This is a genomic window from Candidatus Bathyarchaeota archaeon (assembly GCA_023131225.1).
In the GTDB taxonomy this organism is placed as follows: domain Archaea; phylum Thermoproteota; class Bathyarchaeia; order Bathyarchaeales; family SOJC01; genus JAGLZW01.
Window position 1 is genome coordinate 24,626 of sequence record JAGLZW010000001.1, and the last position, 26,515, is coordinate 51,140.

The 26,515-nt window shown below is 43.6% G+C and carries 24 protein-coding genes; 15 read left to right on the plus strand and 9 right to left on the minus strand.

Going from position 1 to position 26,515, the window contains the following annotated elements; translation table 11 throughout:
* Window positions 1–134: 134 nt before the first annotated feature.
* Window positions 135–1,520: a hydroxymethylglutaryl-CoA synthase gene (locus tag KAU88_00110; GenBank protein ID MCK4476920.1), complete on the plus strand. Its 1,386-nt coding sequence runs from the start codon at window positions 135–137 to the stop codon at window positions 1,518–1,520.
* A gap of 20 nt (window positions 1,521–1,540) precedes the next feature.
* Window positions 1,541–2,710, plus strand: a complete 1,170-nt coding sequence (locus tag KAU88_00115) for a hypothetical protein (protein MCK4476921.1) — start codon at window positions 1,541–1,543, stop codon at window positions 2,708–2,710.
* 19 nt (window positions 2,711–2,729) lie between these two features.
* On the opposite strand, the gene KAU88_00120 is transcribed toward KAU88_00115, so the two are convergent.
* Complete coding sequence (locus tag KAU88_00120; GenBank protein ID MCK4476922.1) at window positions 2,730–3,113, minus strand: transcriptional regulator; 384 nt, start codon at window positions 3,111–3,113, stop codon at window positions 2,730–2,732.
* 85 nt (window positions 3,114–3,198) lie between these two features.
* On the opposite strand from KAU88_00120, the gene KAU88_00125 reads away from it, so the two are divergent.
* Window positions 3,199–4,215 carry a hypothetical protein gene (locus KAU88_00125; protein ID MCK4476923.1) on the plus strand — a complete coding sequence of 339 codons (1,017 nt, stop codon included), beginning with the start codon at window positions 3,199–3,201 and terminating at the stop codon, window positions 4,213–4,215.
* Window positions 4,216–4,297: 82 nt separating this feature from the next.
* Here KAU88_00125 and KAU88_00130 read toward each other — a convergent pair whose 3' ends face one another.
* On the minus strand, window positions 4,298–4,933 hold the full coding sequence (locus tag KAU88_00130) for a threonylcarbamoyl-AMP synthase (protein ID MCK4476924.1): 636 nt from the start codon (window positions 4,931–4,933) through the stop codon (window positions 4,298–4,300).
* Between the two features lie 218 nt (window positions 4,934–5,151).
* Between KAU88_00130 and KAU88_00135 the strand changes: the two genes are divergently transcribed.
* A complete protein-coding gene (locus tag KAU88_00135) occupies window positions 5,152–6,117 on the plus strand; it encodes an isoaspartyl peptidase/L-asparaginase (protein ID MCK4476925.1) in 966 nt (321 codons plus the stop codon).
* A gap of 301 nt (window positions 6,118–6,418) precedes the next feature.
* Window positions 6,419–7,660, plus strand: a complete 1,242-nt coding sequence (locus KAU88_00140; protein ID MCK4476926.1) for a redox-regulated ATPase YchF — start codon at window positions 6,419–6,421, stop codon at window positions 7,658–7,660.
* Between the two features lie 85 nt (window positions 7,661–7,745).
* Here KAU88_00140 and KAU88_00145 read toward each other — a convergent pair whose 3' ends face one another.
* Both KAU88_00145 and KAU88_00150 read right to left on the minus strand, forming a co-directional pair.
* On the minus strand, window positions 7,746–8,222 hold the full coding sequence (locus KAU88_00145) for a DUF3788 domain-containing protein (GenBank protein MCK4476927.1): 477 nt from the start codon (window positions 8,220–8,222) through the stop codon (window positions 7,746–7,748).
* Between the two features lie 220 nt (window positions 8,223–8,442).
* Window positions 8,443–9,639 carry a tRNA (guanine(10)-N(2))-dimethyltransferase gene (locus KAU88_00150; GenBank protein MCK4476928.1) on the minus strand — a complete coding sequence of 399 codons (1,197 nt, stop codon included), beginning with the start codon at window positions 9,637–9,639 and terminating at the stop codon, window positions 8,443–8,445.
* A gap of 75 nt (window positions 9,640–9,714) precedes the next feature.
* On the opposite strand from KAU88_00150, the gene KAU88_00155 reads away from it, so the two are divergent.
* Window positions 9,715–10,272, plus strand: a complete 558-nt coding sequence (locus KAU88_00155; GenBank protein ID MCK4476929.1) for an NTPase — start codon at window positions 9,715–9,717, stop codon at window positions 10,270–10,272.
* A 4-nt stretch (window positions 10,273–10,276) separates the two neighbouring features.
* Window positions 10,277–10,957, plus strand: a complete 681-nt coding sequence (gene rnhB, locus KAU88_00160; GenBank protein ID MCK4476930.1) for a ribonuclease HII — start codon at window positions 10,277–10,279, stop codon at window positions 10,955–10,957.
* On the opposite strand, the gene KAU88_00165 is transcribed toward rnhB, so the two are convergent.
* From KAU88_00165 to KAU88_00175, 3 genes are all read right to left on the minus strand, one after another.
* Window positions 10,947–11,888, minus strand: a complete 942-nt coding sequence (locus tag KAU88_00165) for a helix-turn-helix domain-containing protein (GenBank protein MCK4476931.1) — start codon at window positions 11,886–11,888, stop codon at window positions 10,947–10,949. The two genes, rnhB and KAU88_00165, sit on opposite strands and share 11 nt — an antisense overlap.
* A 96-nt stretch (window positions 11,889–11,984) precedes the next feature.
* Window positions 11,985–12,695: a fibrillarin-like rRNA/tRNA 2'-O-methyltransferase gene (locus tag KAU88_00170; protein ID MCK4476932.1), complete on the minus strand. Its 711-nt coding sequence runs from the start codon at window positions 12,693–12,695 to the stop codon at window positions 11,985–11,987.
* Window positions 12,661–13,893, minus strand: a complete 1,233-nt coding sequence (locus tag KAU88_00175) for a C/D box methylation guide ribonucleoprotein complex aNOP56 subunit (GenBank protein MCK4476933.1) — start codon at window positions 13,891–13,893, stop codon at window positions 12,661–12,663. Before KAU88_00175 ends, KAU88_00170 begins: the two co-directional genes overlap by 35 nt.
* Window positions 13,894–13,986: 93 nt before the next feature.
* On the opposite strand from KAU88_00175, the gene KAU88_00180 reads away from it, so the two are divergent.
* The 3 genes from KAU88_00180 (at window position 13,987) to KAU88_00190 (ending at window position 18,841) form a co-directional block, all read left to right on the plus strand.
* A complete protein-coding gene (locus KAU88_00180) occupies window positions 13,987–14,901 on the plus strand; it encodes a dihydroorotate dehydrogenase (GenBank protein ID MCK4476934.1) in 915 nt (304 codons plus the stop codon).
* Entirely contained in the window at window positions 14,876–15,703 is an 828-nt protein-coding gene (locus KAU88_00185) for a dihydroorotate dehydrogenase electron transfer subunit (protein ID MCK4476935.1), read from the plus strand. Before KAU88_00180 ends, KAU88_00185 begins: the two co-directional genes overlap by 26 nt.
* A 108-nt stretch (window positions 15,704–15,811) precedes the next feature.
* Window positions 15,812–18,841 carry an isoleucine--tRNA ligase gene (locus KAU88_00190; protein MCK4476936.1) on the plus strand — a complete coding sequence of 1,010 codons (3,030 nt, stop codon included), beginning with the start codon at window positions 15,812–15,814 and terminating at the stop codon, window positions 18,839–18,841.
* A 165-nt stretch (window positions 18,842–19,006) separates the two neighbouring features.
* Here KAU88_00190 and KAU88_00195 read toward each other — a convergent pair whose 3' ends face one another.
* Entirely contained in the window at window positions 19,007–20,122 is a 1,116-nt protein-coding gene (locus KAU88_00195) for a site-2 protease family protein (GenBank protein MCK4476937.1), read from the minus strand.
* 475 nt (window positions 20,123–20,597) lie between these two features.
* Here KAU88_00195 and KAU88_00200 point away from each other — a divergent pair, with 475 nt between their 5' ends.
* The 5 genes from KAU88_00200 to rnz all read left to right on the plus strand — a co-directional run bounded on the left by KAU88_00200 (window position 20,598) and on the right by rnz (window position 25,725).
* On the plus strand, window positions 20,598–21,257 hold the full coding sequence (locus tag KAU88_00200) for an MBL fold metallo-hydrolase (protein MCK4476938.1): 660 nt from the start codon (window positions 20,598–20,600) through the stop codon (window positions 21,255–21,257).
* A gap of 344 nt (window positions 21,258–21,601) precedes the next feature.
* Window positions 21,602–22,876 carry a hydroxymethylglutaryl-CoA reductase, degradative gene (locus tag KAU88_00205; protein ID MCK4476939.1) on the plus strand — a complete coding sequence of 425 codons (1,275 nt, stop codon included), beginning with the start codon at window positions 21,602–21,604 and terminating at the stop codon, window positions 22,874–22,876.
* Window positions 22,873–23,754 (plus strand): ribose-phosphate diphosphokinase, encoded by an 882-nt coding sequence (gene prs / locus KAU88_00210; GenBank protein ID MCK4476940.1) that lies wholly within the window; start codon window positions 22,873–22,875, stop codon window positions 23,752–23,754. Before KAU88_00205 ends, prs begins: the two co-directional genes overlap by 4 nt.
* Window positions 23,755–23,760: 6 nt before the next feature.
* Window positions 23,761–24,798, plus strand: a complete 1,038-nt coding sequence (locus KAU88_00215) for an N-6 DNA methylase (protein ID MCK4476941.1) — start codon at window positions 23,761–23,763, stop codon at window positions 24,796–24,798.
* On the plus strand, window positions 24,799–25,725 hold the full coding sequence (gene rnz / locus KAU88_00220; protein MCK4476942.1) for a ribonuclease Z: 927 nt from the start codon (window positions 24,799–24,801) through the stop codon (window positions 25,723–25,725).
* On the opposite strand, the gene KAU88_00225 is transcribed toward rnz, so the two are convergent.
* Window positions 25,718–26,500 carry a sugar phosphate isomerase/epimerase gene (locus KAU88_00225; protein MCK4476943.1) on the minus strand — a complete coding sequence of 261 codons (783 nt, stop codon included), beginning with the start codon at window positions 26,498–26,500 and terminating at the stop codon, window positions 25,718–25,720. The genes rnz and KAU88_00225 overlap by 8 nt on opposite strands.
* Window positions 26,501–26,515 lie beyond the last annotated feature (15 nt).

Below are 26,515 nucleotides of genomic sequence, written 5' to 3' on the forward strand. Positions count from 1 at the left end.
GCAGCGAGCCAATTGAGAGACGAGTGGCCTATATAGGCGATAGGCTACGCGGCAGTCGTTGCAGCATCTGTGGAAAAGAATATTTCAAACTCAAAGATTACTGCGGCGCTTGCGGAAGGGAAAGCTTTCGAAAAATGGAGCGTATCGACTTCTTTTACGAAGAAGGAACGCTGGAAATTTGCACCCTTGTAAATAAACCTACAAACAAGTTCACAAAATTGGGCCCATACCTCTATGGAATATTTTCGTTCCACAACGACAAAGTACGTTTTCCAGGCAGATTAACTGATCGTATTATCAGAGATGAAGAGGAACTAAGGCTCGATGATTTGGAAGGAAGAAGGGTTGTCCCACGCTTCAGGAGAAGACACGCTGTAGATGCCAGCGGAATAATCCCAACGATATCTCTGACTTTTTCTTTTGCTGATGAATACTACCCTTACCAAGAGTATAAAATAGTTAAGCCTTCGAAGGAATACGAGAAGCCAGGAATAGTGGGTTATGGTGTCTATTCTTCTAAGTTCAGAATTAGAGAAGGAAGAATAGAGCGCGCTGTCCCTTTTCTAGATGAAGACGCTATAACAGCAGCCGTTGAAGCTGGAAAAATCGCACTTATTCATTCAGGTGTCGATCATAGGTTGATTGGCAAGGTGTATGTAGGATCAGAGTCTAATCCTTACGCTGTCAAGCCGATCGCTTCTAAAGTAGCTCAGGTTCTGAAGCTTGGTGAAGAGTACCAAGCAGAAGGTATCCAATGTGTAGACGCGATAGACACGGAGTTTGCATGTAAAGCAGCGACTAGCATGTTTAAGGACGCTGCTTCTCTAGTGTATTACCCCGATTCAGAAGAATCTTATGCCATGGTAATCGGAGCAGACAATTCTCAATCTGCCCCAAGAGACGAGCCAGGAGGTGAACTAGACTTGTTTGTAGGCTATGGAGGCGCCGCTTTCATTTTTGGCATGCATGATGTAATAGCTCAGTTTGAAGGCTGGGTTTCAACAACATCAGACACGCCAGATTTTTGGAGAAGGGACACACAACCTTACCCAAGTCACGGCGGTAGATTTACGGGTAAACCAGCTTACTTCAAACACGTAACAAAAACCGTCAAAAAGCTCATGGAACGATTGAAGCTTGAACCCCGTGACATAAACTATTTTGTAGCCCATCAGCCTAACGCTGCTTTTCCAACACGTGTTGCTAAAGATTTAGGTTTTAAAGAAGAACAATTTCTGCCCGGGCTTCAGGTTGCAAAATTTGGAAATACATACTCTGGGTGCTCGCCCATCGGTTTAGCCGCTGTCCTTGACATAGCAAAACCGAACGATAGAATATTAGTGGCGAGTTATGGTTCTGGGGCAGGGAGTGATGCTTACTCTTTTGTTACCACAAGCCAGTTAATGGATAAGAGACCTAGACAGAAATTCACTGTAAGATATCAGGCTGAAAACAAATTCATAGATTATGTAGATTACGCCACTTATAGAAGAATTAAGCAAGGAATGCACGCAACTTGACAATCGATGAGCCCCACTCTTTGGAAGAAGAACAGGAAAAAAAGCAACCGTGGCAGTTTGTAAAATGGATATTCAGGGTGCTATACTCTCCAATGAAGACGTTTGAAGAGATAGTGGAGAAACCGAACATTAAAGGTCCAGTATTAATCCTATTGATAACATTGCCCCTAATTTTAGGCGGACAATATGTAAGCGGGACCAAATTTTTCTTAGAGACCCCAACACCTGAAAACGATTTATGGACCGAATCTGTTGGGAACTCAACGTCGTTCTTATGGAACTCCAACGACAATGTGACTCTTGATAGTTACGATTGCATTGTAGGCAATTATAGTGTTTCTTCTTCTTTGACTAATAGTTCACTAATTTGGATGCGTTTGACAAACATAGGAAGTTTCAATTGCTCTAAAGAGGAATATAGTTGCTTATCGTTTAGAATAAAATGGATTAATGAAGCAGATGATGTTCCAACTGCAATCTTGCAGTTATTTTCGTTCAATAATGAAAGCAAAAAAATCGAGTTGGATATAGGAGGCATTATAGCCAACAATACTAGTGTTTGGGCAAATATTACTGTTAATCTTGCCACCGACAACTGGGTAGGAGCGTCAGAGAAATCAGCAAGTTGGACAAACATAACTGGGATTAGTTTTCTGTTAATATGGAGTAATACAGCAAACCTTGTTTTGAAAATCGATGACTTGTTTTTTGGGAAGTATACTCCCATTTCATCTTCCAACACCTTTGATTTGCAACTTACATATTCGTTTATACGAGGCGGCATCAATTTTTTGGTGGAATGGCTAATTCTCTTTGGAATAGTTTTGTTAGCCTTAAGGAGCTTCTCAGATTGGAATGGCTTATGGAAAAACTTGTTATTTATCCTTGGATACGTGTATTCAGCCTCCATCGTTTATTTGGGAGCTCTTGCGCTGCTATTTATTCTTCTACCGCCTGTCTTCCTTCCCTATAACACTACCTACTTGGAATATCTTGATATCTACCAAGGCAGTTGGGGCACACCAATTACTTTTCTAAGCTTGTTTGCTTATGGATGGACTACCATTCTTTGTGCTATTGCTTTGAAAAAGATACATGAACTCTCTTGGAACAAAGCCTTTTTGATAGGTTTAGGAGCCGTTGTAATGAGCTTATTATTCAGCTCCTTTTTGCTCAACGTGTTCCTTTAAGCCAGTTGATGTTGAACAATCACGTGAGGAAAAGGCATACTTTACATTGTTGAATGTCTAAAGTTGGATCCACGCGTTTGCAGAGCTCACACATAAGACCCTTTTTTCGTACAAACTTGCATGCAGTGCAGATTTGTAGTGCAAGCGCTGTTCTGTTCAAGTTGCCGTTAGCTAGTAAGGCAGCAGTTTTCGAAATTAGTATTTCAACTTTCTTTTCTTTTTCCATCAACAGAACTCTTCCTCTTACATGGTGAGCATATTTGCTTACCGCTGTCTGGGTTATGCCAAGTAGGTTGGCTGCTTCTCTTTGTTTCATTCCGTAGGTTTCAATGAGCTCTTTTGCAAGAAGGGCGCGTATTGCGGGGACGACTGATTTTACTGCAACTTCGCATGGAAGTTTCATTGTTTTGCTCCGTTTATAGTGTTGTGGGGAAAAGGTATATAAGTATGACGCACGTCATCATATTATGACGTGTGTCATAGGAACAATGGAGGAAACTTCTTTTGAAAAAAAACTCCTCTCCTTTCTCCCCAAAAGGAACACTCATCGCAATGACCAAGCTCCTGTGATATACGTCCCCCACGAAGGGTATATAGAGAGCCGAAAGCTTGTTGGAGATTCGTTATGGCTATCGAGGAAAATGGTTGACGACGGTTGCAGCTTAGAACAGACGTTACAGATGATGGAGGAACGATGCAAAAGCTGCAGTGTTATTTCACTAATGTCATGTGTAGAACATTGTGAAACTTGGAAAGTGAAGAAAGAGCTTCGGGAGACCAACAAATTTTTATCAGAGGACAATCATGGACTCAAGCTGCTGAATGCCATCAAAAACAAGAGAAGACTCGCAATACTTGGCATTCTTCATGAAAGATCCTTAGTCTTTGATGATCTACAGAAAAAACTTAGAAACCATGGATTCCATCACAGTCAGAAGATAATTGATGACTATTTGAAACCTTTATTTAAGGCAGGCTTGGTGAAAGAAAGAAACAAACGCTTTGGGCTTACATTGTATGGTAGAAAAATTCACGATGCCATGATTAGACATTGTTTTTCAGGACAACTGCCAATCCACTCTAGCGGTTATGAGGAAGAAATACTTAGAAGTCTTCTTCATTGCGCGAAGACTCGTGGCGGGTTATTCGAGGGTGCTCCTACGAAGAGTTTGTCCAGGACTTTGAAGCGTCTACAGGAGCGTGAGCTGATATTGAATAATTCTCCTTCTAATCGCGTTTTCTACTTCCGTACGAAGAGAGCGTTGTTTTTAGAACGGCTTTCGTTGACACAGAAGAGAATTTGTGACGCAATTCCGCAAGCTGGCATTCCTGCCCGCTACCTGTCTCAAACTGTTGGTATTAATTTACGTAGAACATACAAGTATTTGCGGAGTTTGAGGGGGAAGAAATTGGTGTTCAGGCGGTATGTGCCGATTAGATATGAGTTAACAAGGAAGGGAAGGGCAATAGCCGAGTTTTTGGAAGAGATAGCTTTTATCACTTAGATGTCTTACATGCGTAGATTTTCATCGCAAAAGTTCCCTTCTGCCTGATTTAAAGCTTACATTAAAGAATCTAGATTAAGCGTCAAACAGGCTTTTCAAAAGATTCCATTACATCTTCAAGATTCACAGGACCATTGCGCAAAACCTCCAGTCTTTCACAAGTCAAATCCAAAATAGTCGAAGGAACCCCGAGTTTAACCATCCCGCCATCAAGAATCACATCCACCTTCCCATTCAATTGTTCATAAGCCTCAGCAGCATTAGATGGAGGCTGCACCCCGGTTTTGTTAGCACTAGTGCCTATGAGAAGCCCACCTGACAATCCTATAAGCTTGAGTGCAACTTTGTGATTCGGTATCCTAACACCAATGGTCGTTAAACTAAATGTAATAATGTCGGAAGAACGTTTTTTAGGCAATATTAGAGTTAAAGGTCCAGGCCAGAATTTTTCTCCAATTCGTCTGGCTTTTTCAGAAAGTTCCGCTACTCTCTCAATGTCGTTTAAGCTATATGCAAGAATGGGCAAGGGCTTGTCTCGTGTGCCTTTTACGCGGATAAGCTTCTCAACGGCGCTAATATTGAAAGGGTCACAGCCTAGACCGTAAACGGTGTCTGTTGGATAAACAATTAATCCGCCTTTCTTGACGATTTCTGCGGCAGCTCTAACATTCTCGAGCGTTGCCTTTAATATGCGCGTTTTTTGAACCTCCTTTCTCATGTCAACTTTAGTTTCTATAAATACAAATCAGGCAATAATTTGAGGAGGTCAGTAAGCTGGGCGCGTCACTGCTAGAGAGGCTCCACGCCGTCGCCTCACATCATCCCATAGTAAAAAACACTGCCCAACTATTAGCTGTTTCCATCAACAGAGATTTTAAATCCTTTAAAAAACATTGTAGCTAATCTCAAAGCAATAGGGATTGTACTGTGATGAATATGCAGAGGCCGACAATAATAGTTCATGGTGGCGCCGGAGAATGGCGTCCAGAAAGACGAGGAGCAGGCATCACAGGGGTTAAAGAGGCAGCAAAGTCTGGGTTTGACTTTTTAAAACAAAACGGAAACGCTCTTGATGCCGTGGAGTCCGCAGTTATGTCAATGGAAGACAATGAAGTCTTTAACGCAGGGTTAGGGTCATCGTTATCCCTCGATAAACGTATCGAAATGGAAGCTTCCATAATGGATGGCAAAACACTATCGGCAGGAGCGGTAGGACTAGTAAGCGATGTCAAACATCCCGTACATTTAGCTCGTATTGTCATGGAAAACACCGATCACATTTTCATAGTGGGACAAAGCGCAGAGAAATTGGCTGAAATTTTCAGCTTGGAACGGAGAAACCCAAACACTAACCTTAGGGAAAAATACTGGCGCGAATTAAAGAACAAAATGACACAAGACGAGCTTAGCTATTTACCCAAGCTGTCCGAGTTATTGAAATCGCATCCCAACCTTTTTAACCTTGATACTGTCGGCGCAGTTGCAGTCGACGAAGAAGGCAACGTGGCAGCGGCAACATCTACAGGTGGGATTTCTCTAAAAGTTCCAGGACGAATAGGAGATTCACCTTTGATAGGCTGCGGCAACTATGCCGATAACGAGGCAGGCGCATGTTCAGCCACGGGAATAGGAGAAATTGCCATTCGACTCGTTCTAGCGAAAAGCACGTGCGATTTAATACGCGTAGGACAAACGCCGCAGAAAGCAACCGAAATCTCAATTCAAGAAGTAAACCGTAGAATGCAAAACGTTTCCAACCAAATGGGTTTGATAGCTGTTGACTCTGAAGGCAGAATTGGCGCAGCACACAATTCACATCACCTGGTCTGGGCTTATATGACGCCTCAAATTCGAAGTCCAAAAACCTTCTTAAGGGCGGAAATTTTGAAGCCCCCTGTCTAGATTGCTACTCCTTTCGCTCTTTTTTGCCACCTCTCACATAGAAACGCTTGAAAAGCTGATTTTTTGTGTATGAACGTTGAGGAAGCTGTCAGAAATTTCCAACGGCGAGGTGAAAACGATGGAGGAAGACGAGGAATAGTAGCTGCTTAGCCTTAACATGTTCTTTCTAACTTTTTTCTTTAATCCTTTATAACTGTCAATTTGACGTAGTGAGGCTCAACTTTTATGTAGCCACCAGAAAGCTTTACTTTTCAAAAGCATTTATTCATCCTCAACAAATCTATTCATTAGGTTGACAGTAATGTCCATAGCGGGCAAAAAAACTCGACCATACTCTATTGGAATTGTCGGTAAACCTAATGTAGGCAAATCAACATTTTTTTCTGCCGCCACATTGGCACCTGCAGAGATAGCTAATTACCCGTTTACCACCATAAAGCCGAACCGGGGGATTGGATACATTCGCACACCCTGTGTTCACGAAGAATTCAACGTAAAAGATAACCCCGTCAATTCGCTATGTTTGGACGGTGTGCGGCTCATCCCTGTGGAGTTGATTGACTGCGCTGGATTAGTGCCCGGAGCATGGCAAGGACGTGGACTAGGAAACCAGTTTCTAGACGAGATTCGAAAGGCTGATGCGCTAATCCACATTGTTGATGCAGCTGGAGCTACCGACATTGAGGGCAAGCAGTGCAAGCCAGGCACACATGATCCCTTGGAGGATGTACGTTTCCTTGAGGTTGAGATTACAATGTGGATAGCTAATATCCTGAAACGTGATTGGGCAAAGATGGCAAGGACCATTGAATCTAAGGGGGCAGGAGTTGATTTGCTCAGTCAGCTTGAAGAGAGATTAAGCGGCTTATCCATTAAGCGTGGACACATTTTCGAGGCAATAAGGCAAAGTAGGTTAAATGCTGACAAACCAGCTTCATGGAGCGAAGAAGAACTTCTCAAGTTTATAGATACCTTAAGAAGAGTTGCAAAGCCTATGCTAGTTGCAGCAAATAAAATTGACTTGCCCGCAGCTGAAGAAAACGTAGAGCGATTGAAACAACAAGATTATTTTGTGGTTCCATGCAGTGCGGAGGCTGAACTGGCATTACGTAGGGCTACAGAAAAGGAGTGGATAGATTACAAACCAGGCGACTGTAACTACAACATTCTTAAACCAGCCGCCCTAAGCGAAACACAGCAGAAAGCCCTTCAAATAATTAAGGAAAGAATCTTAGCCCCCTTCGGCACCACGGGAGTACAAGAAGCCATAAACGCAGCATACTTCAAACTACTGAACTGCATAGTTGTTTATCCAGTAGAGGACATAGAGAAACTCAGCAATCATAACGGCGAGGTTTTGCCTGATGCTTACATTGTTCCTTACGGAACAACCGCTCGGCAGCTTGCCTACCTTATCCATACGGAACTTGGCGACAATTTCATCTATGCCGTAGAAGTACGCGAGAAAAAACGCATAGGTGAAGGCCATGTATTGAAAGACAGGGACGTAATCACTATTGTAAGTGCCAAAAAAAGAGCCTAAAATGGTTCGCTTAATTAATGGGAAAACTTGTGTGGAGGTCTTGAGAGGGCAATAATCTCATCTGACAATTATTTGAGCTTCAGGATTAAGTCTTGTTCGGCTTTCTTTTTATTTGTAGAAGTTTTTTTACGTCGTTAGCATCACTTGTTGTTAATATTCTAAGCCATAACCAGCGTCCATCATGCAATTGTTCAGTGTCCTCTAGAAAATTGCGGATTTTAGAACTCAGTTCATCTCGCATTGAAAGAGCTTTTTCAGATTCTTTCTTGCCAAGAACTACCAGAACTGTGAATCCACCTTTCTCAGGGAAAAGTGAGCATAAAGTTTTGCCGCTTTTGCGGTAACGGATTGTCCATCCGTACTTTGCTCCATAAAATACCGTTTCAGGTACAAGACCATAATAGTCTTCAATAAACTGTCTTACATCTAGCCAAGCTTTCTTTGCCGGTTCTCCAATGAAACTCATAATTTTTTGTTTGGTAGGCTTATTTATCTTATCTGTCATCCGATGAAAATCTTGCCCCATATCGGTCAACAGTACTCCTCTCTCTCGTTTCAACATTTTAATGTCCTTTGCCTCAGTATTTATCCTTTATGAAGGATCATTTGATTGAATTTAGAATGATCTATAGCCCTTAAATGATTTGCAATATGGAGATTTTATGATTCTAATTGGTTCTTTTAGCTCAGCTACAGCTTTTTCAACCTACATGCCAAATAAACAGGGCAAAGGTGAAACAAGAAAAGTTTTTAGTGCTAGTTATATTAACCAAGTATTCGATTCAGCACATCTCGGCAATTGTTTCTTTGACTATTTTAGCTGGAGCGTCTGTCTTGATGCCGTGGGTTTTAAAGTGTGTAAAGCTCACTTGATACCTTGCCTTTTCCAGCTCTGCAATTACCTTCTTTATTGACGGCACAGGCAAGCCGAGTTTATCACAAATCTTGTCCACCATATAATACGTAATAGGGGCATTTGCCTCTTCCTTCGTCAGAATTAAAAGCTTACGAATATTCTTTTTGCGCTTGAAACTCTTAGTTTTTGCTTCCCTCTCCATAGAAGCAATGAAATCTTCGCTGACGATTTTACCTATCCAAAGAGGCCCCGCAACACTCATCCTGCTGCCGCACTCTGAGCATGCTTCTTTCTTGCAATGGAACATTCCGGCTGATATTTCTCTGTGAAAGCAGGCAAAGCAGTGGTAGATATATCCCATGTTCTTTAGACTAGCATCTGCCTTTTTAGCTCCATAATCCACTATGGCATAAAGCCTGATGTAATGCTCCGAACTGTGGCTGAACATCACTTTGACACCAACGTCATATTTAGCTGCGGTTCTTGCCAAAGCTCCAGCCAACAAACGCACAGCCAACTCGTGGCAATACTCAGTTCGCAACGGTTTTCCACCGTACTTTCGCACGCATGCTTTAGGATGTACGCCACACAGAGGAGCCAAATCAGTAGCAGTCAATGCCAACAGCCCACCACTTCGTAGAGCCCTCAAAGCGGAATCTGCATAAGGCATTGGCGACCCAAAAGGGTCAATGTCAACATAATCAAACCTTTTTTTAGGGGCTGCAAAACGACTTAACAAAAAATTTGCGTCTTCGTTCTCCACAGTAAACTTGTCTACCAATTCATTCTTTTCTACGTTAAACTTCGTTAAACGATAAGCTTCGCTATTAATATCGTTAACCACCACTTTCTTCACACTTCCAACCTCTCTTGCCAAGCGTATCCCCCGAATTCCGCAACCAGCTAATGGTTCACAAATCGCTAATTCCCGCCCAACAAGTCGTTGAAAAGCCTGCAATGCCAAAACTGCCAGATCACGATTCAACTCCATTACGGGATTGTAGAACACGGGCGCCTTCGACGGCGCGTAATCGGAAGGTTTCTTCACAAAAGCCTTAAGTCTCGGCACGGCAACCTGAACCAAGCCTTCAGTAATAACTTCCATTGGAAAATGAAAGCTCAACCTCTTCACTCAACCGCAAGAAACGTTGGCCTCCAACACTTAAAAACAATTCACGAAACATATGGTGGTGACAGAATGAAACGTCTAACATTCATAACTGGCTCTCCAAGAACAGGGAAAACAACCGTGTTGCTTAAAGCAGCAGAGCAGCTGAGCGTAAGAGGCTACAAACTAGGTGGTATGATTAGTGGAGAAATTCGTGAAAGGGGTGTCCGAGTAGGCTTCGAAGTCCGCGACTATGCATCGAATAAGAGAGGATGGCTTGCACATGTTCGTCAACCTGTAGGCCCTCGAATAGGCAAATATCGAGTCAACCTTGACGACCTCAACTTAATAGGCGTGACAGCCATTCTGAACGCCTTAAAGGACGCAGATATAGTGCTGATTGACGAAATCGGTCCCATGGAGTTATTCTCTGAAATCTTTAGAGACGCTGTGCAAAAGGCGGTTAATAGCTCTAAACCAGTACTTGGCACGATTCACTACCGCGCTCAACACAACCTTATCAAACAAATCAAATCTAGGAAGGATGCAGACGTAATTGAAGTTACTCAAGAAACTAGAGCTAAACTTCTCATTTCGATTGTAAACAAGATTATTAAGTTTATGCAACAAGGATTGTATGAAGGCTGACTGCATGCGAATATTGGGCGTAGATGAGGCAGGCCGCGGCTGTGTTATTGGTCCTTTAGTTATTGCAGGGGTGCTAATAGATGAAACGCGTCAGCTTGAACTTCTGAAACTTGGAGTGAAGGACAGCAAACTTCTGTCACGTCGCCGACGAGAACTATTAACCAAAGAAATTAAACAAATCGCAATCGACACACACATGGTCAAACTCTTCCCTGCGGAAATAGACAAGGCAGTCAACAGTCGAAGAAAGCTACATAAGCTTAACCGTTTGGAAGCACGAACGATGGCACACGTAATCGAAGCACTCAGACCCGACATTGCAATCGTCGATGCTTCTGACGTCTTAGCAAACCGCTACAAACATCACATCAAGGAATGTCTTTCCTTTCCAGTGCAAGTGATATCAGAACATAAAGCGGACAGAAACTATCCAGTTGTTTCTGCTGCCTCTATAATTGCCAAAGTTGAAAGAGACTGTGACATAGACAAATTGAAAGCTCAACATGGCGACTTTGGAAGCGGCTATATGGCGGATTCAAAAACCACAGCTTTCCTTGAAACCCTTGCAAGAAGAAGCAGCGTATACCCAGATTTTGTGCGCCGATCTTGGAAACCCGCAAAGGCAGCTAAGGCAAACGCGAAAATGAAGCAAATCAAACTGTACGAAGACATAGCTAAAGCTTAGCCATAAAATCTTCAGAAGACGCAATCTTTTCCAAATCTTCGCGATGGATAAGAGGAACATTGTCAATGGAAATCTTCTTGCTGTCCGTAATAAATACGGGTTGAGCCTCAATAATCTTGCTAATGCTCATGATCTCCTCAGTTCTAACTTCGAAATTCTGCTCTTTTTCGTATGCAACAGTTCCTAAAAGGCAAATCCTGCTTTCCGGAGGCTTTGCAACAAAATCGAAAGGAGCATGCTTTAATTGGAAAACTGAAAAGTTGAACTGAAGCAGTTTCCTAATGACAAATTGGAGAAAGCGGCTTTCACTAATTATGCGTTTTGCAGCAGCAAGAATCCCTTCAGGTTTTTCTGAATATTGAAAAATGTCAATAGGCTTTATAACAGGCATGCCCAAGACCCACTCGAGCTTGTAAGCTGTTGAAACGGAAGCCTTCGCCATTCCCAGTTCATAACCATAAAGTGTTCTTCGCGAAACACCCATGATCTCCGCCATCTTGCCTATCGATAGGTCCTTCTTTAACCGCTTCTTTCTAATCGCTTTTCCATCTAATCTTACGTAATATCCTCCTGGACCCGCTTCGATCAGCGGCCCCATTTCTTTGAGAAGGCCATTTTCAAGGGTCTTAAGAGTAACGGCACCTACGTTATATCTTGAATAAATCGTATCATTTTCTAGCGGTTTCCTCCGTGTTTTTTCGCAAACGAATAGTGATGCTCCAGAAAAAAGCCTTGCCATAGTTGTGAGCCCATCAGCGTCTTTTTTATAGACATTCCCAATGTTAGGATGAACCTTAACGAAGGCAAGTTGTTTTCCTTTTCGCGCCACAAAGTCAAAACAGCTCGGTCGTATGCAACATCTCTGTGATCGGTGAAAGCCTGCTTCTTCAAAAAGGGATTCAGCGCTGTCCAGAATTTCCTTTCTGTCCATCTCCTTCCCCTCAGTTGTAAACCAATATGTAAAAGTTGCATATAAACATGTTTGTAAATTAAAATGTTAGAATAAGATACGGATGCGCTTTAAAGTTTAAATTTTTGATACAATCATTGCGTGTGCTTTGTCGTATGGTTCAAGTTGTATAACTTCCTTTACAGCGAACCCGCGGCTCTTCAATATATTTACTTCTTGCCTGTACACGTCTACTGGTTTTTTAGTTATGTCGATACTTTGAGACTTAACCGCCAGCAGGGCCCACCCATCCTCCTTCAAGAAAAGCTTTGCGTTGTCCGCTAAAACTTTTGCTTGTTCGGGCTGCGCTACGTCACAGTAGATGTCATCCACTTTCTCAACAAACATCGCATATTTTCTAGGCATTCTTGCGTCTTCCAATATCGGCGTCATGTTAAAACGAAAAGCGCATACGTTGTTTACTAGTTCGCGCATGACACGAGCGGCAAATTCCACACAGTAAACGTGTCCGCTTTCTCCCACCAAGTCGGAAACGTGGCTTGCTGTCGTTCCCGAGGCTGCCCCGAGATACAAAACCCTATGGCCAGGTCGTATAGGCACCATAATTAACCCTTTCAAAATGGCTGCTGCAAGCTTGCTGCGGAAAGGATCCCAGACCCTATACTCGATACCCTTAAGAGAAATTAAACGTTCGCCATAAACGTTCTTTCTTGGAACCAAATTCTCAGTAGCCAATCTTCGTGAACCGTCTTCTAACCTGACACGGTAAATTCCAGCAAAGTTCGGATGAGGCTTAACGTCCACGACCACGTTTCTTTCTCCTTTTATGACGAGGCTGAAACTTTTTTTCTTGCTTATATTCTCTCTGTAATGGAGCTTTCGGGTATTTCTCTTTAATCTCGGCAACTCGCTTTTCCAAGTCTGCTTTCAAAGAATCACCTATGTATCTACCGCTGAAGGCATCGGTTCTAGCTGCTATAGCTAATTTTCCCGACAATGCTCTCGACATCTTCCCTCTTAGCCATTTTTTAGCGTCATGAATTAAGGCGTCTTGGAATATTACCCCGTGTTTTGGCGGTCTCGTTCCTGTCTTCAAGGCTCTAAAAAGAGCTTTTTCAGCACCTAAAACTTGGATGGTACTTGAAGGCATTTTCGCAAGGTTAGTCAACCCTCCTGCTAACGCTATCAAACGAGCTGCCAGTAGAGAGCCTACTAAAGCCTGGATGTTGGGCGCAACCTCTCCTACAGTTGAATCTGCATAATTTTGCAGGGCATGTCTTAAATTGTAGAGTTCCAGTGTTTGCTTGCAAAGAGCTTGGATTTGTTCGATATCTGTCTCTGTTAGTTCCGCACCCATCGAGTTTTCCGCAGTTCCTACAATTTGCGCAACTTTGTTTGCAGGCAAACCTTCCCTTTCCAAGCTTTCTGTAGTAAAATCTAATCTCTTACCCAGGTTCAGAACAAGTCTTGCATAGGTTTCATGTTTTTCTATCATGCGATCGAGCTCTGGAAAATGCAATCCGTACCATTCACGTATCCGACCCATGAATAGATTAGCAGTTTTATCTAAATCGTCAATGCTCAGTATGGCTTGAGCAACCATTAAGTCTCTTTTCTCCCCTGCCTTCCTCACTCTTAATCGGGTGAGCTCAACCGAAACTTCACGAATCAACTCTCGCAATTTTTGCGGCTGCTTAACAAACCCAACTTTTAGGGCAAATTCCTCCATGTTTTTGCGTAAAATTTCGCCTTGCTGAGAGGGCTGGGCAATGCTTGTTTCTACTTTCAGTTTTTTCTTCACAGTTTCCGCAATTGCACCATTCTCAAGAACAAAAGTAGTGTAACCCTTTTTCTTCAATTTTTTAGCCAAGGAAATTGTTTCATCTATCGTTTTTCCAGAGTCGACCGAGTCCAGTTTTTCAGCTATAATTTTGGGATCTTTTTTAAACAAAAGTTTATCAACTATTTCGTCTTCTTCGCCGAAGCCAAAAACGCCTATTAGGGAGACTATTATAGTTGCTTTCACGTTTTTTCTCCTCAACATGATTTATTCAATCTAACCTTTTCCTAACCTTTATCTCTGCTAATGAATAACCTTTACTGAAATGGAGCATTCCACATGACTAATCCTTTAACAGTAGAAATCGCAGGTTTGAAACTTGCTAATCCAACAATGCTTGCGGCTGGAATATTAGGCATGTCTAGTTTAACATTGAAACGCGTAGCTGAGGCGGGAGCTGGCGCAGTTGTCACGAAGTCTTTAGGCTTAAAATCTCGTAGCGGTTACACAAATCCCACAGTGGTTCAAGTTGAAGGTGGACTGATTAATGCTATGGGTCTTCCTAACCCCGGTATTGAACATTTCGCTCAAGAACTGCAACAGACAAAAAAAATCAAGGTTCCGATAATTGTGAGCATATACGCCTTTTCGCCGCAGGATTTTGCACTAATAGCGGAAAAAGCTTTGAAAATGGCTGTGGACGCGTTGGAGCTAAATGTTTCATGTCCCCATGCTGCGGGGACTGGAGCTGAAATTGGGCAAGACCCGAAACTGGTTGAGGAAGTTGTGAAAGAGGTTAAGAGAGACGTTGACAAACCAGTATTTGTCAAGTTGACACCTAACATTGCTAACATTGCAAAAATAGCCAAAGCAGCAGAGAAGGGGGGAGCTGACGCCATAACTGCCATAAACACTGTAAAAGCTATGGTCATAGATGTGGAAACAGCTAAACCAATCCTCGGAAACAAGATCGGGGGCTTGTCTGGCCCTGCAATAAAACCCATAGCAGTGAGATGTGTATACGAAATTTATGATGAAGTAAAAATCCCGATTATTGGATGCGGCGGGATAGCCACGTGGCAAGATGCCATAGAATTCATGGAGGCAGGCGCCTCTGCAGTTCAAATAGGGACCGCAATAGCCACGAAAGGATTAAACGTGTTCAAGCAGGTTACTAATGGAATCGAAGCCTTTTTGGAAAAGAAAGGATTTGGTAGCGTGAAAGAAATTGTCGGTTTATCGCATCAAAACTAATTCGTTAAGAACAGTGAAAATCGAGAAAGTCGTTCAAGAAAGCTCAATGGTCAGAACTTTCTTCTTCAACGACAAACTCTGCGCCAAAGGCAAGCCAGGTCAGTTTATTATGGTTTGGCTTCCAGGCTTTGACGAACTTCCCATGAGCATTTCCTCAACTCACCCAAATGGATTAGCATCAGTAACAGTGGCAAATGTTGGAGAAGCTACAGAGCTTTTGCACGAAAAAGAAAAAGGCGATATTGTTGGCGTCCGAGGACCCTTCGGCAACAGTTTCAAACCAGTTAAGGGTAATGTGCTTCTCGTGGGAGGTGGGACTGGGATTGCCCCTTTAGCTTTTCTGGCAGAGGAATTGTCTGATTTGAAGGTTAAGATGTCTTTTCTGTTGGGGGCAAGAACTAAGGAAGAACTGCTTTTCATGTCTAAGATTGAGAGCACATTTTCCAGAACTGGAAACAGAATAATCGTATCTACCGATGATGGGAGTTATGGGCGTAAAGGAGTTGTAACCGAACTTGTAGAAGAGACCTTGGCGAAGGACGAGTTTGACACAATTTATGCTTGTGGCAAGGAACCTATGCTTTTTAAGATTTTCATTTTAGCTGAAAAACATGAAACGTTACTACAGGCAAGTTTGGAGAGGCTTATGCGTTGTGCCATAGGCTTGTGTGGCAGCTGCACCATTGGCAAATATCGCGTATGTGTTGACGGGCCCGTCTTTACATGTAAGCAGCTTCAGGAAGTTAGAGACGAGTTTGGACATTTCAAAAGAGACATCAATGGCAGAAAAATACCTGTTTAGAACTCAAAGAAAAAGCTGATTGATGAACATCTTTTCTGAAAGAGTGGTTCAAAAAAGTTATATGCTGGAATGGTGTTTTCTGTGGTTGGCGGGATGTGTTGATGAAAGGTGACCGTCAAATTCAAAGTAGATTCTAAACACTGGCTTACCCTAGGCTACCCCCCGCTTGAACTAGAACAAAAAGTTCGAGAATTTTGGGAAAAAAACCACACGGCTGAGAAACTAGAACAACTCAGATTGAAAAATAACAAAGGCATCTTAGGCTACGTTGAAGGCCCTCCGACACTAAACGGATACCCCCACATAGGTCACGTTCGTGGACGAGTCATAAAGGACCTGCGTTACCGATGGAAGTCAATGCAAGGCTTTTACATTCCCTTCTGGACGGGCTGGGATTGCCAAGGGTTACCAGTTGAACTAGAAGTAGAACGCCAATTAGGCGTAAGAAACAAGAAAGATTTGCTTGAGCGAGTCGGAGAAGAACGATTCATAGATGAATGCAAGAAAGCTATAACAAAGTATTACGATGCTTGGCACAGCGCTGACATCAAAGCAGGAGTGTTCATAAACGACAAAAAAGCCTACTGGACATACCTGGACGAGTATATAGAACGCGAATGGAAATACCTCAAACGCGCTTGGGACCAAGGGTTACTGGGCGAAGGCCACTACGTGGTAGCCTACTGCCCCCACTGCCAAACCTCGCTAAGCAACGCCGAAGTAGGTATGGGCTACGAAGAAGTTGAAGACCCCTCGCTTTACTTCAAATTCAAAATCGCAAAAACGAAAAACGAATATTTCCTCGTCTGGACCACGATGCCCTTCACACTAGTCACTGACTTGATGTTAGCGGTGCATCCAGACGCGAAGTACGCTAAAGTCAAAGTGAAAGACGAAACTTGGATAATGGTAAAACAACGAGTAGAACCAACGATGCAAGAGCTCGAAATCCAAGACTACACGGTCATCGATACTCTTTTTGGTAAAGAGCTGGAAGGGCTGAAATATGAGTATCCATTCCTAGGCAATGTTCCAAAGCAGCAAGAACTTGATAGACATCCTCTTGTGCACACGGTTGTTTGCGAAGACTTTGTCGATGTGACAGCCGCTACAGGTGTTGTTCATCTGGCTCCTGGAAACGGTGAGGAGGACTTTGATGCTGCCCAGAAACGCGGAGTTCCCGTATACGCTCCTTTTGACGAAGAAGTTAACTTTACTAAAGAAGCAGGTATGTTTGCAGGCTTGTTTGCAAGAGACGCCGATGACGTGGTTGTCGAGGAGCTACAGAAAAAAAACTTGCTAGTATCAGTGAAACGAATACGCCACGAATATCCAACTTGCTGGCGTTCTCATCACAAACTAGTATGGTTTGCCAGAAGGGAGTACTATCTTTGGACCAACAAAATAAATGACAGAATAGTCAAGGCTGCAGAGAAAGTCGAATACTACTACGATCCCCCGAGAAACCGTTTCTTGGCGTTTCTCCGTGAAGCCAAACCTTGGTGCTTCTCAAGAGAAAGGGTCTGGGGAACACCACTCCCAATCTGGAAATGCACGGAATGCGGGCACAAAGTTCTGGTGTCAAGCAAAAAGGAGCTGTTTGAGAAAGCTTCAGAGCCTCCTAAAGGACACTTTGAACTCCACAAGCCATGGATAGATCGCATCGTATTCAAATGTGAAAAGTGCAGAGGAAAGATGCATCGCGAACCTTTCGTGTTGGACACTTGGCACAATAGCGGCGCTGCACCTTACGCAAGATTTACTGATGAAGAATTTAAACGATATGTGCCTGTTGACTTCCTTGTGGAAGCTATAGACCAAACTCGTGGATGGGCAAACACGTTACTGCTCGAGCACGTCATAATGACTGAAAAGGCAGAATCACCCTACAAAGCATATCTATTTTACGGCCACGCCTTAGACGAGAAAGGACACAAAATGAGCAAAAGCCTCGGTAACGTTATCGACGCCAACGAATTGCTTGACAAATATTCCGCTGACCTCTTCCGGTTTTACATACTTCGAAAATGCTCTCCAATCGACTCGATGAATTTCGACGTTAAAGAACTCGGTAAGCGCCCTTACCAAGTTCTCAGTACTCTTTATCACCTTTATCGCTTCTTCATGCAAAATGCTGAATACGATCGTTTCGACCCGCAAAGGCATGCGTTGGAATGGGCAAAGACAAATGAGACCTTAAAGCCGCCAGACCGCTGGTTGCTATCAAAACTTCAAACCACTGTGAAAAGCGTTACTGAAAAGTTTGAAAGATGCGAATTCAACTTTGCTCTCTCAGACTTGGAAGAGTTTGTTGTCAATTTTCTAAGCCGTCAATACGTTCCCATGGTAAGACATGAACTTTGGAGTGACGATCAAGAAACTCGAAACCGCAGACTCACAGTATATGCTACCCTGTGGGAAACGCTGAGAATCTTGAATTTGCTCTTCAACCCAATCACACCGTTTCTATGCGAAACAATGTACCAACAAGTTCACAAAGCACTAGACAAAACTCTGCTGGAATCAGTGAACTTTGAAAAGTGGCCAACTCCCGACAAAAAATTAGCAGACCTAGAGCTGGAACAGGATTTCGACACGCTTCTCAAATATGTTTCTTTAACGTACTCTGCACGACAAACATTTAAATTAAAGAGACGATGGCCACTAAAGAAAGCGGTGTTAGCTGGACCGAAAAGTGCCCAGAATGCTGTAAAAAAGCTTGAAAACTTGTTTCTCGAACTTGCAAACGTAAAAACTGTCGAGTATGTCGACACACTGGAAGAAATGAACTACGAATTGCGCGACAAGGGGAACGTAGCCTCAGAAAACAACCTACATGCTTTGATAGATACTCAACGAGACCAGGCGCTTCTTGGAGAAGGTTTGATGCGTGACCTTGCCCGGCGCGTTCAAGCATTGCGTAAAGAACTGGGCTTCACACCTACAAAAGTTCTAGAAGCGGTTTATTTAGCTGAATTGGATGCCGAAAACGCAAAACTGTTGAAGCCCCATCTGAAAACCATGGCGGAGTTGGTCCGCACAAAAAAGGTGCACTTACAGAAAGTTCAAAGCGAGCTTGAAGCAGAATGGCATGAATACAATTTAGACAAAAAGAAAGTGTTTATAGCCATACCATAAGAAACGCCTTTACTTGGATCCTACACTAATCTTTAAGAAAACAAAACCCCTGTATCTTTAACGAGAGGGTTTTATGCTATTCATAACACTTCTATCTCCAAAAAGGAAAGATGTGGACGTGGTAAGTCATCTATGCCCGTGTAATAAACTTCCTTCCTTTTTCCACTAGAAAATAAACAAGCAGAGAGCAAATATTACAATCAATAGGACAGCAGTTAATTTCCTTGAAAGGGACAGCTTTGAAACATCATCTAAAGGTCCCGGATGCCTGTACATGGAAAGAAAGAGAACAAAAATCAACATTAGAAAATTTCGTGTGACCAGAAGCACCAAAATTGAAGCAAAAGTGAAAATGGTGCGGACAGAATCGTTGTTAGCTATGCTTCTTAAGGTGTGACCTCCATCAAGCATTCCAGTAGGCAGCAAATTAAGCAAAGTGACGAACATTCCTATCCAACCTGCAAAAGCGACAGGGTGCAATAGAATATAATAATAGTTCATGCCAGGAATCGGCTCGATTTTCACTAAAGCTTCCATGAGAAGCATAAATAGCGGCGGTATGGGAAGCCCCCCACCTGGCAAAGGATCGACGCTGGCTCCTATAGGTGACATGGCAATGCCGATGGCGGCCACAAAAATTGTCACGATGAATCCGGCAATTGGTCCACTAGCGCCTATGTCAAACAATGAATCTCTATTTGGCGCTGTCTCTTTCTGCACAATAACCGCGCCAAAGGTCCCAATTCCTAAGAATAGCCCAGGCACTGGAGGGGGTCCTGGAATAAAATATGGCATTGTTGCCTCCATTTTATGATAGTTAGCAGCGAATTTGTGGCCCATCTCGTGAGCACCTAATATTCCCAACAGTGCTAACGCAAAACTAGCGGCACCTATCAAGGGATTCAATCCATGTTCGACAAGGTCGAGAGAAAGAATGTATCCGGTAATGGAGACGGTGACAATAGTTAGTAAAAAGAGTATTACATTTATTATTGGTCGGCTCGGCTTCGTCTTCCGTTTCGGCGAGACTTTCAACACGTTTCTTCCATTTTTCTCTCTTAGTACAGGTGTATATCTCACGTTGGCCAAGGTTCTAACAAGCCTTATGAAAGCTTGTTTTGAGTTTGGTTGTAAATTCACGTAAAATGTTGGGATGCCATGCTCGATTAGAGCCTCTTCTACATCAAATTCTGCAGTAACCAAAGGTTGAATTTGGTCAAACTGAGAAGTGTCAAGGGATTCTGTTGGTGGTTCAGGAGGGGGAGTAGGTGGTTCGCTCATAGATGTCGACTACTCAATGCAGTTTTGGAGTATTAGAAGGTTATGGGATTTAAGTATTGGTTTTCTATTAGCGGTATTCGAGTTCAGAATCTGACCTGCTGAATGTCTAACGGCGCTCTTTCAATATTATTTTGCGTGTCTCCAATATTTCCACAGATTAAGATTCTCTAAAATTCAACAACTCCAGCTTTCTTGACCCTTTCACATCATAGAATCACTAGATATTTCTTAGAAAACTTCTAGAGATATCTCTCAATTCTCTCTAGTTTTTCGTCAATAGACTCATGGACAAACCGAGCGGTGATAACCATCTTTCTAATTATCCCATCTTTCCTCACTTGCAAAGGCTCGGAGTCGTTCAGATTAATCATTTATGAATTGTTGAAAGTCTGAATCTGATTTTGACTATGCCATCTTTTTTGCATGAAAGCTAAATTATTAAGGTTGAACTGTGTTTCCAGTTGTTGGAAGGCCTATGAATTTAAAGATGTTGACTGTGGGTTCGTTGTTCACAAATTGTTATGTTATTTGGTGTGACAAGACTAGAGAGGCGATAGTGATAGACCCAGGGTTTGATCGTCAAAGCGAGGCTGGAAAGGTTTTCCATATTTTGAAAGAGAACGAGTTGAAGGTTAAGTTTATTGTTAATACGCACGGGCATCCTGATCATACATGTGGTAACGGTGTTGTCAAAAGTGCAACCGACGCATCCATTTTAATTCACAAGTTAGATGCGAGTATGTTGGGCAAGACAGGGAAAGATTTGGATTCATTGTTTGACTTTCACGTTTTATCACCTATTGCTGACGATTTCTTAGAGGACGGTGATGTGGTTAGATTTGGGAGGACTGTTTTGCGGGTTTTGCATACACCCGGACATAGTCCGGGAAGCATTTCGCTTGTCGGAGAGGATTGTGTTTTTACTGGTGATACGTTGTTTGCGGGTTCTATTGGTCGTGTGGATTTGTCTGGAGGTTCAGGCGAGGAGATTATACGGTCATTACGAGAGAAGCTGGCGGTTTTGCCGGAGAGACTCGTTGTCTATCCTGGTCATGGACCAACATCTACTATTGAGAGAGAGAAGCGTAACAACCCTTTTTTGCAGAGGAATTTTGATGTTTCCCTTCTAGGGTAAGTGGTCCACGGCGTTTAAACTGGACTCTCTACTGTGTGTTGCAAATATGAATGCGGGGATGCGCAAATGACTCCTATATTTCTCTGACTCTTGCTTGGTTTCAAATAGGAGCCTAATAGACAAAGCATGTTTGGCCTTCTGAAGGCCTATGATATTTTCTCCATGCTGCTCTGCCAAAAAATCTGCATTATGTGAAATCTTCGATTCAATAGAAAATGGTTCCCGCCCGCGATATAGGTTCCAACTGTTTAGAGTATACGTTTTTCCTTCAGCTCAAAGTTTCTTTTATTGGAGTTAAATTCTTATGTCTATGCAACCGTTAGGTAGCTTTGAAGTGCTAAACAATGAGTAAGATTTCCGCATTTGCAGGTTTCTACAAGTTACCAGTAAAAGAGAGGCTTCGAATCGTTAAAGAATTCGCCAACCTAACAGATGATGAAACAAGTTTGCTCACGAACACAGGTTCTCTATCCCTCGAACTTGCTGACCGCATGATAGAAAACGTCGTCGGTGCTTTCCCAGTTCCTCTAGGCATAGCTGTCAACTTCCTCATCAACAAGCGAGACTATCTAATCCCCATGGCTATCGAAGAACCCTCCGTCGTAGCAGCGGCAAGCTACGCCGCAAAGATGGCGCGCGAAGGCGGAGGCTTCTATACCACTAGCACATCACCCATTATGATAGGTCAAATTCAAGCAGTGGATATAAAAGATCCATATCGTGCTCGAATGGCAGTCTACGGCTACAAAGAAGACATTCTCAAGAAAGCTAACGAACAAGATCCAGTCCTCGTTTCTCTAGGCGGCGGTGCTAAGGATTTAGATGCAAAAATCATCCACACTCCATCCGGCCCGATGCTCATAACCGAACTTTATGTTGACTGTCGAGATGCTATGGGCGCCAACGCAGTTAACACCATGGCAGAGGCCGTAGCTCCCATGATAGAAAGGATAACGGGCGGACGTGTCTACCTCCGCATCATCAGTAACCTTGCCACAAAGCGTTTAGCTAGAGCATACGTGACTATTCCTAAAGAAGCGGTGGGTGGAGAAGAAGTTGTGCAAGGCATAGTACAAGCATACCACTTCGCAGCCTCAGATCCTTTCCGCGCAGCAACACATAACAAAGGCATTCTCAACGGCGCAATCGCTGTGGTCATCGCGACATGCAACGATCACCGCGCCATAGAAGCAGGCGCCCATGCTTACGCTGCCCGTACAGGCCACTACACAACTTTATCTTCATGGGAAAAAAACCAAAACGGAGACTTGGTGGGCTCACTTGAAATGCCTATGGCGGTCGGTACCATAGGAGGTGCCATACTCACACACCCCATCGCCAAAATCGCACTCAAAATCCTAGGCGTAAAATCAGCTAACGAACTCGCCGAAGTTATAACCACAGTAGGCTTGGCTCAAAATCTAGGTGCTCTCCGCGCTCTAGTACATGAAGGCATCCAACGTGGTCACATGCGGCTGCACGCCCGAAACATAGCAATCGCAGCCGGCGTCACCGACGAACTCATTGACGTTGTCACCGACCAAATGGTGAAGGAACGCAAAATACGCATGGACAGAGCTAAAGAAATCCTTGAGCAATACCGGAAGACTAAGCCATGATAATTCTGCCTGGTCCGGCAAGCCAAGATCTAGCGAAACGTCTTGCAGCAGAGTTGAAAACTAGGTTAGTTCCTGTCTTTTTCAAGAAATTTCCAGACGGCGAAAGCTACATACGCATTGAAGGCGACGTACAAGACGAACATGTTATAGTCGTTCAAACTACAAGTCCACCTCAAGACGAAAGAATGATGCAGCTATTCTTGTTGGCGTCTGCCGCAAAAAACCAAGGTGTTCAAAGAATTACAGCGGTAGTTCCCTACTTCGCATACGACCGCCAAGATAAAATCTTCCTTCCTGGTGAAGCTTTCAGCGTCAAGACCGTTATTGATATACTTAAAGCGTGTGGAGTCACTCAGATAATCACTATAAACGCTCACAACCCCATAGCTTTAGAAGGGCTCAACATTCCCATAAAAGACCTATCAGCCATCACCTTGCTGGCGAAGTATTTCGGAGACAAGAGCTTCGAAGGTGCAGTTTCGCTGTCGATGGGCAAGAAAGGCGTGGCGACAGCAAAGGAAGCCGCAAATATACTCAAAGGCACATACGACTACATTCCAACCCGAAGAGACCGGCACACTGGAAAAGTCAGCATCGAAGAGAAGACGCTTAATATTGAAAACAAAGTCGCAATTTTCTTCGACGACATCATAAGCAGCGGCGGAACAATGATAAAAGCAGTTGCTCACGCCAAAAGCCAAGGAGCAGCAAAGGTGTACGCCGCCTGTGTTCACCCTCTCTTGATGGCTGATGCTAGGGAGAGAATAATAAAGAGTGGAGCAGACGGAGTTGTAGGCACCGACAGTGTTCCAAGCCCTGTAAGCGTCGTCTCTGTGGCACCAATAATCGCAAAGGCTCTCATCAACCAAGGAGCCTAAACCTTAGTGCCTTCGCTCTTCTTTCTTCTCTCGGGTGAACATGAAACGCTTCCGTTCGCGGAACTGAAAGCAATTCTGGAGACCGAAGGCATCGTTTATGAAGAGGTGCAAACGCTACCACAGATTCTGCGGCTGGACGCGGTTATTGATGCAGTCAAAGCGGTTGAAGGACGAGCCGCATTGACCCGAGTTTGCTGTCAGGAACTGTTCTGTTGTAAAGCTTCTTTCACCGAAATCGTGAAGGCCATGCAGTCAGTCATGTTGGAAAACCTTCTCACCTCGGGTGAGAGTTTTGTTGTGCGTGTTCGGCGGGTAGGTGAGGCAGCGCGAAATTTGGTTGGTATGAATTTAGAACGGAAGCTTGGCGAACTGATTTTGAACAAGGCTAAAGGAGCAAAAGTCAACCTTAAACAGCCACAGAAAACTTTCTTCGGAACGATAACTGATGACACCTTTCTTTTTGGATTGAAACTTGCAGAAATATCGCCCACTCCTTTCATGCAGAGGCGACCGCGAAAACGTCCCTTTTTTCATCCGTCAGCCATGCCTGCGAAGTTGGCGAGATGTATGGTTAATTTGGCCAAGCCTAATAGAGGTGATTTGGTTCTTGACCCTTTCTGCGGTACTGGCAGCTTTCTCATAGAGGCTGGTTTGCTAGGCTATCGGGTGTTGGGCTTTGATGCTAAGAAGCGCATGGTTCGAGGGAGCTTGCGGAATCTGAGGTTTTTCAACGTAGACTGTGAGGGTTTGGTGCTTGCAGATGCTAAGCATTTACCGTTAATGAAGGTGGACTGCATTGTTACAGACCCGCCATATGGTCGCTCCGCATCCACAATGGGATACACAACAGGGCAAATTATTCAGGATTTTCTAGCAATGTCCAGTAACAGAATAGCGAAACGAAAACGCATATGCATAGCCGCTCCTAAAACGGTTCACATAGGCGAGATAGCTGAAACGTTAGGTCTTAGACATGTTCAGTCCCACTTTGTTTATGTACATCGAAGTCTCACAAGAGAAATAGCTGTGTTGGAGAATGCGTAGATGAGCTTACAAGTCATTTTTCTTGGGACAGCAGGCAGCGTGCCTACGCCTACTAGATCGTTACCAGCCATTGCAATACGGAGAAAAGGCGAGCTAATTCTCTTCGATTGTGGCGAAGGCGTTCAACGTCAAATGGTGAAGGCAGGTTTAGGCTTTAACAAGAAAATGAAGGTATTTATAACTCACATGCACGGTGACCATATGCTTGGCTTACCCGGGCTAATCCAGACAATGTCACTGCTAGACCGCACAAGGAAACTTGAAATCTACGGGCCAACAGGCTTGGAAGATTTTATTGAAGCCATCGAAAAAACTGTGCAGTTCACTCTTACGTTTCCTCTTCAAATAACCGAAATTAAACATGGAGGGCTTGTCTGCGAAGAGAGAGAATACGAAATATATGCTGCATGGGCAGACCACGCGGCTCCTGCATTCGCTTACAGCTTTGTTGAAAAGCCACGCCCAGGCAAATTCTATCCTGAAAAAACTAAAGCGTTAGGAGTCCCTGAAGGGGTGTTGTGGTCAAAACTTCAGCACGGGTCAGCCATAAAGCTGCCAAACGAAAGAGTTGTTGAGCCCGAAGAAGTGGTTGGTCCACCGAGACCAGGAAGGAAAATCGTCTATACTGGGGACAGCAGATCTACAAAGTCTCTAGGGAAGTTGGCTAAAAACGCTGATCTACTGATCCACGACTGCACTTTCGATGATGAACTTGCAGAAAGAGCCACGGAGGACGGGCATTCTACACCGCGCCAAGCCGCGAAAACTGCAAAAAAAGCTAAGGTGAAGCGGTTGATTCTGACGCATATCAGTGCACGTTATAAGACGCCCAATTTGCTGTTGAATCAAGCTAGGAAAGCCTTTGTGAATGTTGATGTGGCTGAAGATTTTATGAAAATCGATCTGCCGCTGCTTGATGTTAAGTGAGCAGTTTTTGCAGCGTTGCTATGCTTTCCTTTATGTTGCAGTAGGATTCTACCATTACAATTCCCTTGAAACCTGCTTTTTTAATGCCTTCTGCGAATTGTTGCCAATTTACAGTGCCATAGCCGACTCCTAGGTGTACGTCTTGTTTTCCTTCGTTGTCATGTGCGTGGATGTGAACAATCTTCTTGCCAAAAGCTTCTATTAAAGCGTGAGTTTGACCGTTGATGTTAGAGTGCCCCACGTCTAAGACTAAATCTAAGTCTTCGCCGAGATCATTGAAAAAATGGGAAAACTGCTCAACATTTGCCACCAAGAAACCATATTGTGCTGGAACGTTTTCAACTACAATCTTTATCCCATGCATTCTGGACAGCTTCAGTAGATTCTGCACCGATTCAATGTTTGTTTTCCAGTCCACACCTGGATAAAAGCCACTTATCCCCGTCCGCAACCCTGAATGAAACACCATTAGACGGCATTCGAGTTGTCGTGCAAAAACCATAGATTTCTCAAGTCGTTTAAGAATAAAATTGCGCAAATCTTCTGCTGGTGCAGCGATGTTTATACTTGCGAAGGGCGCATGCAACGTGTATGTCAAGCCTTGTGACTCACCAATTTCCTTAAGCTTTTTCACTCGCCCTTGGTCGAGTCTGTGCCAACCATCATCAATCAGCTCTACATAGTTCACTGTTACCTCTTGCAGCCTTTGACAAAGGCTAGAAAAAGGCTCACCTAAACAATGTAGCATAGACAACCCGATTTTAATCTTGGTCATAGCAGTTCACTATCC